12 protein-coding genes are annotated in these 14,853 nt (G+C 60.8%); 10 read left to right on the top strand and 2 right to left on the bottom strand.

The genetic code is table 11. From position 1 onward, the window contains the following. The first annotated feature begins 167 nt into the window (after positions 1–167). From MF268_RS09015 to MF268_RS09000, 4 genes are all read left to right on the top strand, one after another. A complete protein-coding gene (locus MF268_RS09015) occupies positions 168–923 on the top strand; it encodes a ParA family protein (RefSeq protein ID WP_238370537.1) in 756 nt (251 codons plus the stop codon). Next, positions 920–1,507, top strand: coding sequence for a hypothetical protein (locus tag MF268_RS09010; protein ID WP_238370536.1), 588 nt, complete (start codon positions 920–922; stop codon positions 1,505–1,507). The genes MF268_RS09015 and MF268_RS09010 overlap by 4 nt, the downstream gene beginning before the upstream one ends. A 297-nt stretch (positions 1,508–1,804) precedes the next feature. After that, on the top strand, positions 1,805–2,899 hold the full coding sequence (gene trfA, locus MF268_RS09005; protein WP_238370535.1) for a plasmid replication initiator TrfA: 1,095 nt from the start codon (positions 1,805–1,807) through the stop codon (positions 2,897–2,899). A 149-nt stretch (positions 2,900–3,048) separates the two neighbouring features. Beyond that, complete coding sequence (locus tag MF268_RS09000; protein ID WP_238370534.1) at positions 3,049–4,233, top strand: glycosyltransferase; 1,185 nt, start codon at positions 3,049–3,051, stop codon at positions 4,231–4,233. A 1-nt stretch (position 4,234) separates the two neighbouring features. Here MF268_RS09000 and MF268_RS08995 read toward each other — a convergent pair whose 3' ends face one another. Further along, on the bottom strand, positions 4,235–5,143 hold the full coding sequence (locus MF268_RS08995; RefSeq protein ID WP_238370533.1) for an esterase-like activity of phytase family protein: 909 nt from the start codon (positions 5,141–5,143) through the stop codon (positions 4,235–4,237). 269 nt (positions 5,144–5,412) lie between these two features. On the opposite strand from MF268_RS08995, the gene MF268_RS08990 reads away from it, so the two are divergent. Next, positions 5,413–6,780 (top strand): arylsulfotransferase family protein, encoded by a 1,368-nt coding sequence (locus MF268_RS08990; RefSeq protein ID WP_238370532.1) that lies wholly within the window; start codon positions 5,413–5,415, stop codon positions 6,778–6,780. Between the two features lie 67 nt (positions 6,781–6,847). On the opposite strand, the gene xrtD is transcribed toward MF268_RS08990, so the two are convergent. Further along, positions 6,848–8,395 (bottom strand): VPLPA-CTERM-specific exosortase XrtD, encoded by a 1,548-nt coding sequence (gene xrtD, locus MF268_RS08985; protein WP_238370531.1) that lies wholly within the window; start codon positions 8,393–8,395, stop codon positions 6,848–6,850. Between the two features lie 241 nt (positions 8,396–8,636). On the opposite strand from xrtD, the gene MF268_RS08980 reads away from it, so the two are divergent. The 5 genes from MF268_RS08980 to MF268_RS08960 all read left to right on the top strand — a co-directional run bounded on the left by MF268_RS08980 (position 8,637) and on the right by MF268_RS08960 (position 14,852). After that, positions 8,637–9,935 carry a glycosyltransferase family 4 protein gene (locus tag MF268_RS08980; RefSeq protein WP_238370530.1) on the top strand — a complete coding sequence of 433 codons (1,299 nt, stop codon included), beginning with the start codon at positions 8,637–8,639 and terminating at the stop codon, positions 9,933–9,935. Between the two features lie 201 nt (positions 9,936–10,136). Further along, positions 10,137–11,570 carry an MBOAT family O-acyltransferase gene (locus MF268_RS08975; protein WP_238370529.1) on the top strand — a complete coding sequence of 478 codons (1,434 nt, stop codon included), beginning with the start codon at positions 10,137–10,139 and terminating at the stop codon, positions 11,568–11,570. Positions 11,571–11,576: 6 nt separating this feature from the next. After that, positions 11,577–12,680: a hypothetical protein gene (locus tag MF268_RS08970; RefSeq protein WP_238370528.1), complete on the top strand. Its 1,104-nt coding sequence runs from the start codon at positions 11,577–11,579 to the stop codon at positions 12,678–12,680. 167 nt (positions 12,681–12,847) lie between these two features. Continuing rightward, a complete protein-coding gene (locus MF268_RS08965; protein WP_238370527.1) occupies positions 12,848–13,774 on the top strand; it encodes a glycosyltransferase family 2 protein in 927 nt (308 codons plus the stop codon). Between the two features lie 112 nt (positions 13,775–13,886). Next, positions 13,887–14,852: a sulfotransferase family protein gene (locus MF268_RS08960; protein WP_238370526.1), complete on the top strand. Its 966-nt coding sequence runs from the start codon at positions 13,887–13,889 to the stop codon at positions 14,850–14,852. Position 14,853: the final 1 nt, after the last annotated feature.

Genomic DNA, 14,853 nt, shown 5'->3' with positions numbered 1-14,853 from the left:
ACGAGAACATAAGAGCATTTTTACAAAAACACACTGAGACCTAGGCGCACATCGACACTATTGCACTTTTACATTTTTTCACGTTTACACATCGACACGTGTTCACTTATACATTTCAGCATCTTTACACTTTTACTTGCCATACTGGCTTCGGGGACATCCACAGCATGCGCGTCATCACTTTGATCAACCAGAAGGGCGGCGCCGGGAAATCGACGATTGCCCGCGGTCTGCTAAGCGCCGCCGAGGCGCGCGGCATCAACGCCGGGTTTCTCGATACCGATAAGACCGAGAACCTTGTGCAATGGGCGGGCAGGGCGGCTGAGGCCGATAACTGGGCCGAGGATATCGCCGGTTTCAAGACGCTGAACCCGGAAGAGGCCCGCGATATCGTGCTGGATCTCGACGAAGAAGGCGATATCGACCTGTTCATCGTCGACACGCCCGGCGATGCCTCGGAGCTGCACGATCTTCTGGCCACGGTTTCCGATCTGGTGCTTTGTCCGATCCAGCCCTCGACCAGTGATCTCTCGACCGCCATTGGCACGGCCAACTGGATGTACCGGATGCGCGCCCGGGTCGATGATCCGTCGCAACTCCCGGCCTTTCGCGCCGCGATCAACCGGGTGGGCAGCAAACCCACCAAGACCGAAGCGCGGGTGATGCTGTATGCACGCGCCAACAAGCTGGTGGGGGACGGGGCCGCGCCGCCGGAGGAAAAGCTGCGCATCCTTCCCCGTTATATCCAGCAGCGCGATGCCTATCGGCGTATGGATGAAGAGGGGCTGCTGGGCCGGATGATCTCTTCGGACCAGCGTCGCAAGGAACAATTCTTCAAGAACCCAAAGCATCTGCGTGATGCGCTCGCCGAGATGGACGAGTTCCTGTCGCTCTGTCTCGCCATCGTGGAGGAAGAGAAATGACCCGCAGAAAGCGTGTTCCGCTGCAACTCAAGGGCTCGGACGAGCAATATTTTCGCACTCGGGAAATCCAGACCAAACCTGATCCAGTGCCAGAAGCCCCTATATTAGGGCCTGATACACCATCGGTTGGCGTGGAAAAAGTGCCTGAACCGGCTGTCTCCACCCCGAAACCGCGGAAAAAGCCCGGGCCCAGGAAAGCCGTAGCCAAGCCCGAGGAACCCGCCCCGGAGGAGGCAGAAATCGTGAGCCGGATCGTGCATCTGGGCAAACCCCTGTCGAAACGGGTTCAGGACCTTGCCGAAGAGTTGGGGGTAAGCGTCGACGATTTGCTCTATGCCGCGCGCAAGAAGGCGATGGCCCGGTTCAAGGTGCAGATCGGGGGCAAATCAAAGCCCAGCATTCCCGAACCGGTCAAAGGTGGAGAGACCCTACGCATTGCTCTCAAGATCAGTGGCGAGGAAATGGCTCGACTGAAAGGCTGGTATGATCCCCTTGATATCGGTCTTGCGACCAAGGTGATTTCTCCGCTTCTGGGTGAGGCTCTCCGGATCGAGGTCAAGGTGATGTGTGACGCCTCAAACTGAGCTTTCAGCTCTTTTCTAAGCCAATCCTGCCCTTGGCGATGCACAGGGGGTGTACAGCTTGTGTACGGATCGTGCCCTCTTTGGTGTGTTAAAATTTGTTAAGTATGTGTTACGCCCATTCCTATTTAATTAAGTAATTGGCAACAAACGATTTATGTTTTCAGCTCGTGTGTAGAGTCACGAAAGATCGTGGGTGGAGTCACAAGCAAACGTGGGTGAAATCACGAAACTGTTGGGGCGTGGGTGAAATCACGAAAAGCTTGACCTTGTGTGTGGAATCACGAAAGACTGCCAAGTGTGGGTGAAATCACGAAAGAGCAGGGGCAGGACGTGACCGAGATACTACCCGCAGAGCGCTCGCCGCTTTTGCCGGATCGCCAAGAGCAGGCGGATTTCTTTGTCTGCGATATCTTCGATGCCGCGCCCAAGGGCGACATGGCGTCGATGGCGCATCCTATCTTTTCGCTATCGACCAAGCCTGACCGTCGCGTGCGGCGCTATGAGGACAAGACTGGCAAGAACTACCTTGAGGTACGTCCGTCGAGCGAGGGTTTGGCGACGATCCATGACAGGGATGTGCTGATCTATTGCATCAGCCAGATCATTGCCGCGCTGAACGAGGGGCAGAAGGTTTCCCGCACCATCAAGCTCAAGGCCTATGACTTGCTCAAGGCGACCAACAGGGTAACGGACGGGCGCGGATACGAGGCTCTGAAAAGCGCTTTGGTGCGATTGCAGGGCACCCAGATCGAAACCAATATTGTTACGGGGGGCACCGAACAGCTTGATCTGTTCTCGATCATCGACCGGGCCCGGATCGTACGCGAAACCCGCGACGGGCGGATGCAGGAGATCGAGATCCAGCTTTCGGACTGGGTGTTCAATGCGATCGAGGCGCGCGAGGTGCTGACCCTGCACCGCAATTACTTTCGCCTGCGCAAGCCGCTGGAACGGCGCATCTATGAAATCGCGCGCAAGCATTGCGGCCGCCAGAAGGAATGGAAGATCTCGCTCGAGATGTTGCAGCGCAAATGCGGGTCCTCCTCGACGGGGCGGGAATTCAAACGACTGGTGGCGGCGATTGTCGATCAGGATGAAAGCCACGATCACATGCCCGATTACGCGGTGCGGCTCGAGGGAAACTTCGTGCTCTTCCGAAACCGCAACACCATGCCGCGCGAGGTTGTCCCGGAAGAGGCGGTGCGGATGGTGCGCCTGTCCTCGAACGCCCATGCCAAGGCACGAGAGGTGGCGCCGGGATGGGACGTCTATCATCTGGAACAGGAATGGCGGTCGTGGATGTCCGAGGGCGGACTTGATGCGCCGAAAAGCCCGGACAAAGCCTTTGTCGGCTTTTGCCGGAAATGGTTCGAGCGGCGCGGCCGGCCCTGACTGCCTGAAAGCGATGCGTTGAAACCACGTCCCCCGTCGCAGGGGCTTAAATCAGTGGAGTGGGGCAGGGCGATCCAGTAGAGGAAGTGAGGGGTTTTTGCCTCATATAACGATTTGAATTTCTATGACGGGCAGGGAAGATACATAAAATGACCAAGACAGGTATTCCGTCCGATTTACTGCGCAAGCGGCGTCAGGCCGAAGGGTATCTTGCCGGCAGCAAGGCCGGGGAGGGGATCGCCCGCCTGTCGGCGCGTTTTTCGGCCCAGCCCACCCGCCACATGCTGCTGATCAGCGACGGGGGGGCCTATACCAGCGAAGAGCAATTCGCCCCGCTGCGGCGCTTTCGCCGGCAGATCGCCTCGGCGACCGGTCTCCATTTTTCCTTTATGAGCGTGGCGGATGCCGCGGATCTGACCCGCACCGATCTCGAAGGATATCACGCGGTCGGGCTGAAGCTGGTTTTCAGGACCCCGGCGGAAGAGGCGGGTGCGCTGGCGCGTCATATCTTTGGCCTGGCGCGAGAGGTCGGGGCAAGGGCTGTGGTCTTTGACGGGGATGACGATCAGTCCGTGCTCTGGAACGAGGTGATCGCCCTGTCGGATGCTTACATCAAGAAACATCATTACAGCGATCTGGCCATGTACGGGCAGAAGATGGTCGGGAAATCCAACCTGACCGATTACGCCAGCCGTGTGTATGGCGTGTCTTTCGAAGATAACATCATTCCCCATTCCGGGGAGCTGGCAGAGAGCGAGCGGCATAAGATCTTGCTGGGGTGGAGCATCGCGCTGGACGACAAGATCTTTTACCTCGCGCAGGATCTGCCCGAAGACCCCCCTGAGGCGCGCGCCTTCGATATCCTGTGCCGGGCCAGCGTGCCGGAACATTTCTGGACTTTCGAGATGCGCGATGCGGCGGTACAGGCGATCGACGCGCTGGCAGACCGCTTTCGGGTGCATGCGCCGACGGACCGGGTGCCGCCATCGGAATATTACGGCGAGATGCTGCGCAGCCGGATCTGCGTCAGCCCCTATGGCTATGGCGAGCTGTGCTGGCGGGATTTCGAGGCCATCCTTTGTGGCTGCCTGTTGATAAAGCCGGATATGTCGCATGTAACGACCGCCCCCGATCTTTTCGTGCCGGGCGAGACCTATCTGCCGGTGGCTTGGGACTATTCCGACCTGGAAGAGGTAGTAACGCCTTATCTGGCCGATGAAAGCGCCCGCCGCCGCATCGCGGACACCGCCCGCCAGAGGCTGCGCGAGGCGCTGAGCGAAGACTGGTTCATTGCCCGTTTCCAAAAGGTGATGGGGCAGGCCGGGGTGCTCTGAGCTATTGGTCTGCGACAGCCACCACGGGCGGGACCGGTGAGGATGGCTCGAGCCGGTACTCGACGAACTGGGTGAGTTCTTTCTTGCTGCCGTTATTGTCGGAGACAAGGGTCATTCGAAGGCCTGTCTCGTCATACCAGATCGAGATGCCTTCGATATTGTTGTATTCGCCCAGCCCCCCGGTCCAGAGGATCTCGTCGCGGGAGAGATCCTGCGGATCGACGCGCCGGATCCGGTTCTGCCACCAGAGGCCGAGGAACAGCTTGCGTTCCAGCAGGTAGAGCTGCCCCGTCGCGTCGAAATCTGCGCCGACAATGGCAAACCCGTTCCGTTTCGGCAGGCGGCCCGCGATACTCCATGTCTCTCCATCCAGCCGGTAGAGCGGAAAACCCTTCTTGAAGGGCTGCTCGGGCAGGGTGAAAAGCGTGCCGTCGGGATGCAGGGCAAGGGCTTCGAGCTGGCGGTTGTGGCGCTGCTTGTAAAAGCTCGGGTGGTCGCGGATCCACTGGGCGGGCTGGTCCGGTGCCGTGTAGCGGGCCACACGCGCCCAGCGTTCGAAAGAGATCCAGTAGGTGCCGTCGGGGGCCAGCGCCAGCCCCTCGGCATCGGACCAGTCGCCGAGGCGGCGGGCCGCAACCGGGAGATTGTCCTGACCGAGAATGGGCAGAAGCCGGTCGAGGAGAACCCCTGATATCCGGTCTTCCTCGCGTTCGAACCGGCCGCTCATGAACCAGCCACGGTCGCTAATGGCAAGGAAACCGGCCCCGTCATCGGTGATTTCAAGACCGGAGAGGCCGGTAAAGGACGGGCTGTCCCAATTAAAGGTACCGATATGAACCAGCCTGTCCCCGGGCGCGGAAGAACAGCCGCCGAAAGCCAAGAGAGCCAGTGCGAGGATCTTCTTGCTCAAGGGGATGCTTTCCGTTCGTGGGGATCAGGTCGTATCTGCCCAGAAAGGCCATGCGGGTTCGGGATTGTCCAGACCGAAAGGGCCTGCCCGCCCCGTCGCCCGGCGTGAAATCCGAAAGCGTTGTCCCGGGGGCATGAAGCGGGCGCACATGAATCGGGCAGCCGGGGGCGGGCGGGCCATGTGCCTAATTTCCTTTTACAAATATCTTTCAGAACCCGTTTTCTATTGTAGCCTGTCATCAAGATCATTTTGAGCAGGGTATATTCTTGGTGCCGGAATTTTCTGAAAAGCTGTCCAGACGGATATTCATCATCTGTGCGGTGATTATGGTGCTGGGGGCGGCTTTCCTCTACGGCGTGATTGCGCAGGCCCTGAACCTGTTCCCGGCGGCCCAGCTGCGAACTGCCTATGAAACCTTTACCACGATCTCGGAATCCGGGCTGAGCGACGATCCGGTCGGGGAGCATCTGCAGCCGACCCGCGGTCAGGGAGAGGGGGTGACGGTCAATACCCTGCCGGAGGACGACGCGCTTGTCTTCATGGCGGGCTTCTTTGATGGAGAAAACCAGATCCGCCTGATCCGGCGGGACGGCACCTTGGTGCGCAAATGGTCGCTGGATTATACTGAGCACTTCCCTGATGCCGAAACCCGCCCCTGTCGGCGTGCCACGCCGCTGCGGGTGGATGTGCACGGCGCGCTTGCGACCCCGTCGGGCGAGGTCATCTTCAATTACGAATATTGCGGGACCGTCAAGCTCGATGCCTGCGGTGCGCTGATCTGGCGGATCGAGAAGCCGACCCACCATTCGCTGGTGCCGGCGCGGGGCGGCGGCTACTGGCTTTTGGGGCGCTATTTCTGGGGCACGGACAGAAACCCCGACCGTTTCCCCCCGTTTTCCATGTCGCGGCACAACAGGATCATGCTGGAGGATACGCTGCTCAGGATCGGGGAGGATGGCAGGGTGATCGAGGAGAACTCGATCCCGGTGATGATGCGGGACAGCGGGCTCGAGGCCCTGCTGACTGCAACGGGCGAGCGTTTCGAACCGGACAGTCCGGGCCGGAACGAGCTGGTGCATGCCAACAAGGTTGCCGAACTGTTGCCCGAGATCGCGGATGCCTATCCCCTGTTCGAGGCGGGGGATCTGGCGATCTCCATGCGCAAGCTCAATCTGGTGATGGTGGTCGACCCCGAGACCAAGCGGGTGAAATGGCATCAGACCGGACCATGGCTGCGTCCGCACGACCCCGAGTTCCGCCCCGACGGGCGGATTTCGGTCTTTAACAACAATGCCTACAGAACCGCCTATCCCGACGCCAAGGTGGATCTGAACAGCCCGTTCAGCACGAATATCATGGTGGTGGACCCGGTCAGCCGGGAGACCGAGGTGATATTCGGAGAGCGCCCGGGGCAGGAAATGCTGTCGGTCATCCGCGGCCAGCATGAACTGCTCGATGAAGATGGCCTGCTGATCACCGAATTCGACGCGGGCCGTGTACTGCAGGTGACGGCAGAGGGCGAGATCGTCTGGGAATACGTTAACCGTTACGACGACGAGTTTGTCGGCGAGATCACCAATGCCATGATCTACCCCGAGGATTATTTCGAGGGCGGTCTGCCGACCTGTTCGCCGTAGCGCTCACCGCCCCGAAAGGCGGTGAAGCCGTTCCTGTTTGCCCGCCGTTCCGGGCGGGGCGCAGGAGTCAGATGTCCGCGCCGGGAATGAAACGGGGCAGAATGGGCATAACAGATTCGACCATGTCATCGAGTCGGGCGGCCGCGTCGTCATCGCTTTCATTCTCGGCGATGAGCGTCGTCAGGCGCACGATGGCCCCGTCTTTGCGACCGGTGGTCACCCCGTCATACATCAGCAGCAGCTTGGCGCCGAAATCCCATGCGACCTTGCGGCCTTTCTGTTCGAACCAGTAATAGACCATCATCCGGACTTCGCCCTTCTGGATGATGGCCTTGTTGATGTTGAAAGGCGTCGCGAAATTCATCTGCTCCGCGATATCCGTCCGCTCCAGCCAGGCGATTTCCCAGCCGCTGCCGGGCAGGCAGACTTCGGGAGAGTGAATGCCCCCGGCGCTCTGATCCGCGTACCAGGCAGAAAAGAAGCTGACGGTCTTGCCGGTGTCCTGATTGACGAAATGTGCCGAGCGGTAATCGTCGGCCTGCAACTCGCGCTCGACATCGGCGCTGAGGATTTCGGCCATGCCGTGCTGTTTCCACTCGTCGATCTGGCGCGGGAAGAAGGTGAAGGTTTCCCGCTGGATATGCATCGTGTCGCGCTGGGGCAGGGCGAACCAGCCCAGGGCAATCACGGCGGTCAGAAGCGCGGCCGTGATCATGGCGGGAGAGGGGTAGACATAGCGCAGCCGCAGGAACTGGGGCATGAGCCCGTCCGTATCGAGATCGAGCGCATCCACGAGCTTGGGTTTTTGCGGGTGGAACAGCAGCATGATCCGGGCGAGCAGGAACAGCAGTACGACGCAGATCAGGAAGATCACCCAGCCTTCGAAGAAATGGCTGAAGCCTTCAAGCCATTCGACGCCAAGTTCCTGTACCAGCAGGCCACCCACGGCGATCCGGACCGAGTTCATGAAGACGGTGATCGGCGCGGCCGAGATCAGCAGCACCGCCTTGTGCCACACCGGTCCCTTGTAGAGGACAGCGAAGATATAGGAGAAGCTCAGGATCGGGAACAGGTAGCGCAGCCCCGAGCAGGCCTCGGCGACGTGCAGCTTCATGATACCGAGATCGATGATATTGCCGTCCAGGAAGACCGGGACATTGAGCAGCTGCAGGAAATAGACGCCGAGTTCGGAAGAGATGAACTGCAGGTAGGTCGAGACCTTGTAATAAAGCACGTCGGGCAGCGGCAGCATGTAGACCAGGTGCAGCACGGGCGGCCAGAAATGCTTGCCGGTTTTCCAGCCGAAGCTGATCAGCAGGATCGCCCCGACCCAGACGATCGTGGCATAGGCGACGATATCGGAGATATTGGCCAGCTTGCCGAGCGCGCCGAGGAAAATGGCGAGCAAAAGCACGGCGACCCCGGCCCAGCGGTCCCGTTTCGGACCGGGCTCAATGGGCACTTCCTTGAGTTGGCGCAGGAACAGCAGGCCGGAGAGAATCGGAATCAGCGGTCCGTGGCTGTATTCGGGTTTCTGCCAGGCAATCAGCAGGGCATCGACCCCGTCGATGAAGAACAGCACAGCGGCAAGCGTTGCGACTGCGAGCCAGAACATGCCCCAGTTAAAAATGAGACTGGGAGACCGTGTCTCTTGGATCATCGACATCTACAAAAAAACCACTCTGATAGTAATGCAACCATGCAAAAGGATCGTAATCCGGACACAGCTATCATGCCCGTTCTGTTAAACCTGTCGCATTTTTTTTCCAAGTCCGGTAGGCCGAGACGGCAGAACTGTCCCGGTTTTTGCAACACATTTTCGTTTCCTGCATGAATGTTACGGTGATTTGAACATTATGGACGACCCAAGACGCCGCCGAGTTCTTGTCATCGCCGAAGCCGCCAATCCCGAATGGGTCAGTGTGCCGCTGGTCGGCTGGTCCCTGGCCACGGCGCTCCGGGCGGTGGCGGATGTGCATATCGTGACGCAAATCCGGAACCGCGATGCCTTTTTGCGGGCGGGGCTCGGCGAGGGCGAGGATTTCACCGCGATCAATTCCGAGGCCGTCGCGCGGCCGCTGCACAAGACGGCCAGTTTCCTGCGGATGGGCAGCGGCAAGGGATGGACCATGACGACGGCGATCAACGCGCTGTCCTACCCTTATTTCGAACGGCTTGTCTGGCAGGTTTTCGGCGCACAGATCCGCGCGGGTGCGTTTGATCTGGTGCATCGGGTCACCCCGCTCAGCCCGACGATCCAGTCGCCGATTGCGGGCAAGTGCAGGTCCGCCGGCGTGCCTTTCGTGATGGGGCCGCTGAACGGGGGCGTGCCCTGGCCACCCGGTTTCGACGCCGAGCGGCGGCGCGAGCGGGAATGGCTTTCCTATGTGCGGGGGGCCTATCGCTATATGCCCTGGCGCGGCAGCACGCTGGCGGCGGCCTCGGCGATCATCTGCGGCTCGCGGCACACCCAGAGTGAAATACCGCCCGCCTATGCGGACAAGACCGTCTGGCTGCCGGAAAATGCCATCGATCCCGCCCGTTTCAACCTTGTCGCCGCGCAGGATCCGGCGATGCCGCTCAGGGGCTGCTTTATCGGGCGGCTGGTGCCCTACAAGGGGCCGGACATGCTGCTCGAGGCGGCGGCGCCGCTGTTGCGTGATGGCCGGCTGGTGCTGGACATCATCGGTGACGGCCCGATGCGCGGCGCGCTCGAGGCACAGGCCGATGCGCTGGGGGTGGCCGGGGCGGTCACCTTTCACGGCAACCTGCCCCATGCCGAGGTACAGGGCGTGGCGGTACAGGCAAACCTGCTGACCTTCCCCTCGATACGCGAATTCGGCGGCGGGGTGGTGCTCGAGGCGATGGCGCTGGGGGTGGTGCCGCTGATCGTCGATTATGCCGGGCCGGGAGAGCTGGTTTCCGAGGAGACAGGGTTCAAGGTACCGATCGGCAATCGGGAAGACGTGATCCGCGCCTTCGGTGCCAAGCTCGAGGCGATTGCAGAGGATCCGGCGGCGCTGCCCGGCATGTCGGCCAATGCCCGTGCCCGCGTCCGCGAGCATTTCACCTGGCCGGCCAAGGCCCGGCAGGTCGCAGAAGTTTACGACTGGGTGCTGGGCGATGGATCCGCGCCGGCACCGGCGCTTTTGTAAAGCCCCGGCCGCCCTCTTGCCGACAGGTTTTCCGACATATGCGCCCGTGCCGGGCAAAGCGGTCCGAAAGGGCCGCATGATGAGGCAAGGCCTTGAAGAACATGTCGCTTCGCGGCAACAGGGGATTCCGGTGGCTATCCTTTCCTTTTCCTCTTGCTATATGTTCCGCACCTGCGCCGCCCGGATGGATCGCTGCCTGTAATGTTATTTTCGCAACTTGATTTCTGGTATTTCTTCGCGGTCGTCTTCCTTTTGTACCTGGTGTTGCCGTTCCGATGGCAGAACCGGATGCTGCTGGTTGCAAGCTATGTGTTCTACGGGGCCTGGGACTGGCGCTTTCTCGGGCTGATCGCCTTTTCTACCGTGGTCGATTACCTGGTCGGGCTCAGCCTTGCCCGGACCTCGGACGAGACCCGCCGCCGGCATCTTCTGACGATTTCGATGGTGACCAACCTCGGGCTGCTGGGGGTCTTCAAATATTTCAACTTCTTCATCGGCAGTTTCGTGGCGCTGGCCGACGGGATGGGCATGTCGGTCTCGATCCCGGTGCTCTATATCGTGCTGCCGGTCGGGATTTCTTTCTACACCTTCCAGACGATGAGCTACACGATCGACGTCTATCGCCGCGAGCTGGAACCGGCGAAGAACTTCTTTGATTTCGCGCTCTTCGTGGCTTTCTTTCCGCAGCTGGTGGCGGGGCCGATCGAAAGGGCAAGCAACCTGCTGCCCGAGATCATGCGCCCGCGCACGGTTACCTGGGAGGGGATTTCGCGCGGGGCGGTGCTCTGCCTGATCGGCCTGATTAAGAAAGTGGTGGTGGCGGATGCCATCAGCCCGACGGTGGACACGGTCTATGGCATGGAAAACCCCACCGGCGCGGCGGTGGCTGTCGGCACATGGCTTTTTGCGCTGCAGATCTACTGCGACTTTTCCGGGTATACGGATATCGCGCGCGGGGTGGCCAAGATGATGGGCTTCGGGCTGATGCGCAATTTCGCCCAGCCCTATTTCGCCACCAATCCACAGGAGTTCTGGCGCCGCTGGCATATCTCGCTATCCACCTGGCTGCGCGACTATCTCTATATCTCGCTGGGCGGCAACCGGCAGGGCAAGCGACGCACACAGGTCAACCTGATGGCGACCATGGTGCTGGGCGGGTTGTGGCACGGGGCGGCATGGAATTTCGTGCTCTGGGGCGGGTACCAGGGCGCCTTGCTGGTGTTGCATCGCCAGTTCTTCGGCCGCAGGCGCGGCTCGGGCGAGGGCGAGCGGCGGCGGTTGCTGCACTGGGGGGGGCGGTTGCTGCTGATCCTCGCCTATTTCCAGGTCACCTGCTACGGCTGGCTGCTGTTCCGGGCCCAGTCCTGGGAGCAGATCGCCGATTTCACGGCGCGTCTTGCCACGATCCGGCTGTCGGATTTTGCGAACCTGCCCCTGCCGGGCCTGCCCTTCCCGGCGATCACGGGTATCCTGCTGGTGCTGTTCTGGGACATCGCCACCGAGGCCAGCGGCAAGGTGCGTTTCTACGAAAGCTGGCCCGCCCCGGTGCGCGGCCTGCTCTGGGCGGTGCTGATCTATGCGTTTGCCTTCGGGGCGACGACCACGCCAAGCGCTTTCATCTATTTCCAGTTCTGAGGGGCCATGAAAAACGCGCTGAAAACGATTGCCTGCACGCTGGTGGCCCTGATCGTGCTTGATGTGCTGGCGGCGCTGGTTCTGGTGGGTCCGGCACCGGCCTCGCTCAAGACCTTTTTCAACTATGGCCGCTCGGTGCCCGGCAAGATCGCCCAGTGGAAAGCCAATCCGGATCTGCGTGGTAACCTGCTTAACGTGTCGTGGCTGCCGGACCTGATGGATTTGTCCGCAGAACAGGCGGCGGCACGCCCGGCCGGGGATGAGCCGGTGGTGCATACCTATGGCATGTCCTTCGTGGTGCGTATCACCGATGCGGCGCAGAAGGCGCGCCCGGATCTGCAGCTTGCCCATCGCGGCGGGCCGGGGGCACCGCCGAATTTCACCTATGCGGCCTTTCTGAAGGACCGCGAGAACCGGCGACCGGGCGATGTGGCGGTGCTGGGAATCCTGTCCTACTCCGTCGGGGCGATGGGGTCTTTCAGCAACCGGACATGGGTTTTCGAACAGCCCTCGCCCTTTACCTACCCGATCTTCCTGCCCGACGGCGACGGCGGGCTCAGGGAGATCGAGCCGGTGGTAGAGACCCTTGAGCAGGAAATGTCGCTTGAGGATGATCCGGATCTGGCGGGGCGATGGTACGATCAGTTGCGCGACCAGGACCGGGTCTTTGCCCCCGCCGCCTTTGACCTGTCATGGCTGGATATTTCGCCCTTTGCGCGGCTGGTACGCCGTTCCCTGGCCCAGGGGGATATCGCCGGGCGCAAGGCGGAGATCATCGCCCGTCCCGAAGACGGCACCATGCCCTATGCAGAGGTCTTGCGCCGGATGATCACCTCGTTCAACGCCATCGCGCGGGAAGACGGGCAGATCCCCATTGTCCTGCTGGTACAGGGGCGCGATCCGGTCGATCCGGACCTGAAGGCTCTGCTCAAGCCCTGGCTCGAGGAGGAGGGCTATCCCTATCTCGCCACCGCCGATCACCAGAGCCCGCGCGATCCGCGCGCCTTTCTGCCCGACGGGCATTACCAGCCCGACATCGATGCAAGGTTCGGGCAGGCGTTTCTCGAGGTGCTCGACAGGGCAAGGCAGGAAACGCCCCCCGCCAGATAGAGAGTGCCACGTTCCGGAATGGGTACAATTTCGGGAGGCGGGCCCCACTGTTGCGCAGTTTTAGCACCGCATCCGCCCGGAGGTCTTCGAAATCGTATCGCAGGATTGCCAAGCCCGCTTCGGCCCTGCACAACAGCGGCACCCGGTTTTTACAAGGATCCTTTTTCATGCCCGAGCCCCGCACGTATGTCCTGATCTCGCCTTGTCGGAACGAGGCTGACTATATGCGGCGCACCCTGGACAGCGTCGTGGCGCAAAGCCTGCAGCCGACGCTCTGGGTGATCGTGGATGACGGCTCGACCGACGAGACACCGCAGATCCTGGCGGATTATGCCGCCAAGCATGACTGGATCCGGATCGTGCAAAAGCCCGACCGTGGCCATCGTGCCGTGGGCCCCGGCGTGGTCGAGGCGTTTTATGTCGGCTACCAGAGCATCGATCCGGCCGATTTCACCTATTCCTGCAAGCTGGATCTCGATCTGGACCTGCCGCCACGCTATTTCGAAACCCTGATCGAGCGGATGGAAGCCGATCCGCGGATCGGCACCTGTTCCGGTAAACCCTATATCCGGCAGAACAACACACTGGTGTCCGAGCGCCGTGGCGACGAGATGTCGGTCGGCATGACCAAGTTCTACCGCCGCACCTGTTTCGAGGATATCGGCGGCTATGTGCACGAGGTGATGTGGGATGCCATCGATTGCCACAAGGCCCGGCAGCGGGGCTGGAAGGCGGTGAGCTGGGATCACCCGGACCTGAACTTTGAACACCTGCGCCCGATGGGATCTTCGCAGACCTCGATCTGGACCGGCAAACGGCGGCACGGGTTCGGGCAGTATTTCATGGGCTCCGACCTGTTTTTCTACGCGGCGACCTGTGTCTTCCGGATGGCCGAGAAACCCTATGTGCTGGGGGGGCTGGCGATGATGCAGGGCTATCTCGCGGCCTGGATGCGCGGCGACCGGCAGCTTGACGACCCGGAATTGCGCGCCTTTATTCGCGCCTATCAGCGTCAGGCCCTGTTCAAGGGCAAAAGCCGCGCAGTGGCCGAGATAGAGGCAGAGCGGGCCGCGCTCTTTGCAACCACCCCCTGAATTGGCCAAAGAGGCTTGGCAGCCCTGACCGGCTGTTTCATCCTTTGACGAGCCCGTGCGGTTGCGTCCGGCTTCGAATAAAATTCCGATATTTCATACGAGTGATCCTTACATGAAGTCCCACAGCTCTCTTCCGATCTGGATCCGCGATGCGAATGGCATGGCGTTTTCGGATATTCCTGTCACCCCCGGCGGGCGCATGCCCGATTTCTGTATCATCGGGGCGGCCAAGGGGGGCACGACGGCGCTGAACGCGATGCTGGATGCCCAGCCCTTTGTCTTCATGAATCCGCTCAAGGAGCCGCATTACTTTTCCACACCGGAACTGCTTGAACGCGGCGACGACTGGTATCGGGGGCTTTATGCCGGGGCCAGCGAGGACCAGATCCTCGGCGAGGCCTCGACATCTTACACGCGGTATCCGCTTGTTGCCGGAACGGCCGAGCGGATGGCCGCCGCGAACCCGCAGATGAAGCTGATCTATGTGCTGCGCAACCCGGTTGCACGGGCGCAGTCCGAATGCCTGCAGACGATGAAATACGCCCACCGGGTGCTGAAGGAAGATCACACGCACAAGTCTCTCGATGATTTCTTTCGCGAGATCGAGCAGCCGGAACATCCCTATTATGCCGGTGTCGTCGCGGCGAGCACCTATATCGACCAGATTGACGCCTTCAGAAAAGTCTTTGATCTGGAGAATATCCTGATCCTGATGCAGGAGGATATCCGGACCGATCCGAAAGGCACCCTGTCCCGGATCTGCGATTTTCTCGGGGTTGATTCCTCGAAACTGGTCGATACGGACCTGAGGGCGAATGTCACGGCGGAATGGCAGGAGGCCCTTTCCTATGAACGGGTCGAAACACGTTTCAGCAAGATCCCCTTTTACAGGACATTGAAGGCAATCGCGCCCGCGTGGCTAAAATCCTACCTGCTGCGCAAGTCCTCGGCGAAGACGATGCCGACAAGCCAGAAATTCAGCCCGGCCCTGAAAGCGGAGCTGGCCGACATCTTCCGGGAGCCCAACCGGCGGCTCTCTGCCCTGATCGGCCCGCTGCCGGAGGACTGGCCGCAATAGG

This window comes from Heliomarina baculiformis, from assembly GCF_019966545.1.
Lineage (GTDB): Bacteria > Pseudomonadota > Alphaproteobacteria > Rhodobacterales > Rhodobacteraceae > Heliomarina > Heliomarina baculiformis.
The sequence above is the reverse complement of the archived record's forward strand: the minus strand, read 5'-3'. Positions and strand labels throughout refer to the sequence as shown.

Excerpts from the sequence above, each read along its gene's own strand:
- MF268_RS08970 (WP_238370528.1), top strand. The coding sequence starts at position 11,577 with ATGAAAAACGCGCTGAAAACGATTGCCTGCACGCTGGTGGCCCTGATC.
- MF268_RS09010 (WP_238370536.1), top strand. The coding sequence starts at position 920 with ATGACCCGCAGAAAGCGTGTTCCGCTGCAACTCAAGGGCTCGGACGAG.
- MF268_RS09000 (WP_238370534.1), top strand. The coding sequence starts at position 3,049 with ATGACCAAGACAGGTATTCCGTCCGATTTACTGCGCAAGCGGCGTCAG.
- MF268_RS08960 (WP_238370526.1), top strand. The coding sequence starts at position 13,887 with ATGAAGTCCCACAGCTCTCTTCCGATCTGGATCCGCGATGCGAATGGC.
- MF268_RS08975 (WP_238370529.1), top strand. The coding sequence starts at position 10,137 with ATGTTATTTTCGCAACTTGATTTCTGGTATTTCTTCGCGGTCGTCTTC.
- MF268_RS09015 (WP_238370537.1), top strand. The coding sequence starts at position 168 with ATGCGCGTCATCACTTTGATCAACCAGAAGGGCGGCGCCGGGAAATCG.
- MF268_RS08965 (WP_238370527.1), top strand. The coding sequence starts at position 12,848 with ATGCCCGAGCCCCGCACGTATGTCCTGATCTCGCCTTGTCGGAACGAG.
- MF268_RS08980 (WP_238370530.1), top strand. The coding sequence starts at position 8,637 with ATGGACGACCCAAGACGCCGCCGAGTTCTTGTCATCGCCGAAGCCGCC.
- xrtD (WP_238370531.1), bottom strand. The coding sequence starts at position 8,395 with ATGTTCTGGCTCGCAGTCGCAACGCTTGCCGCTGTGCTGTTCTTCATC.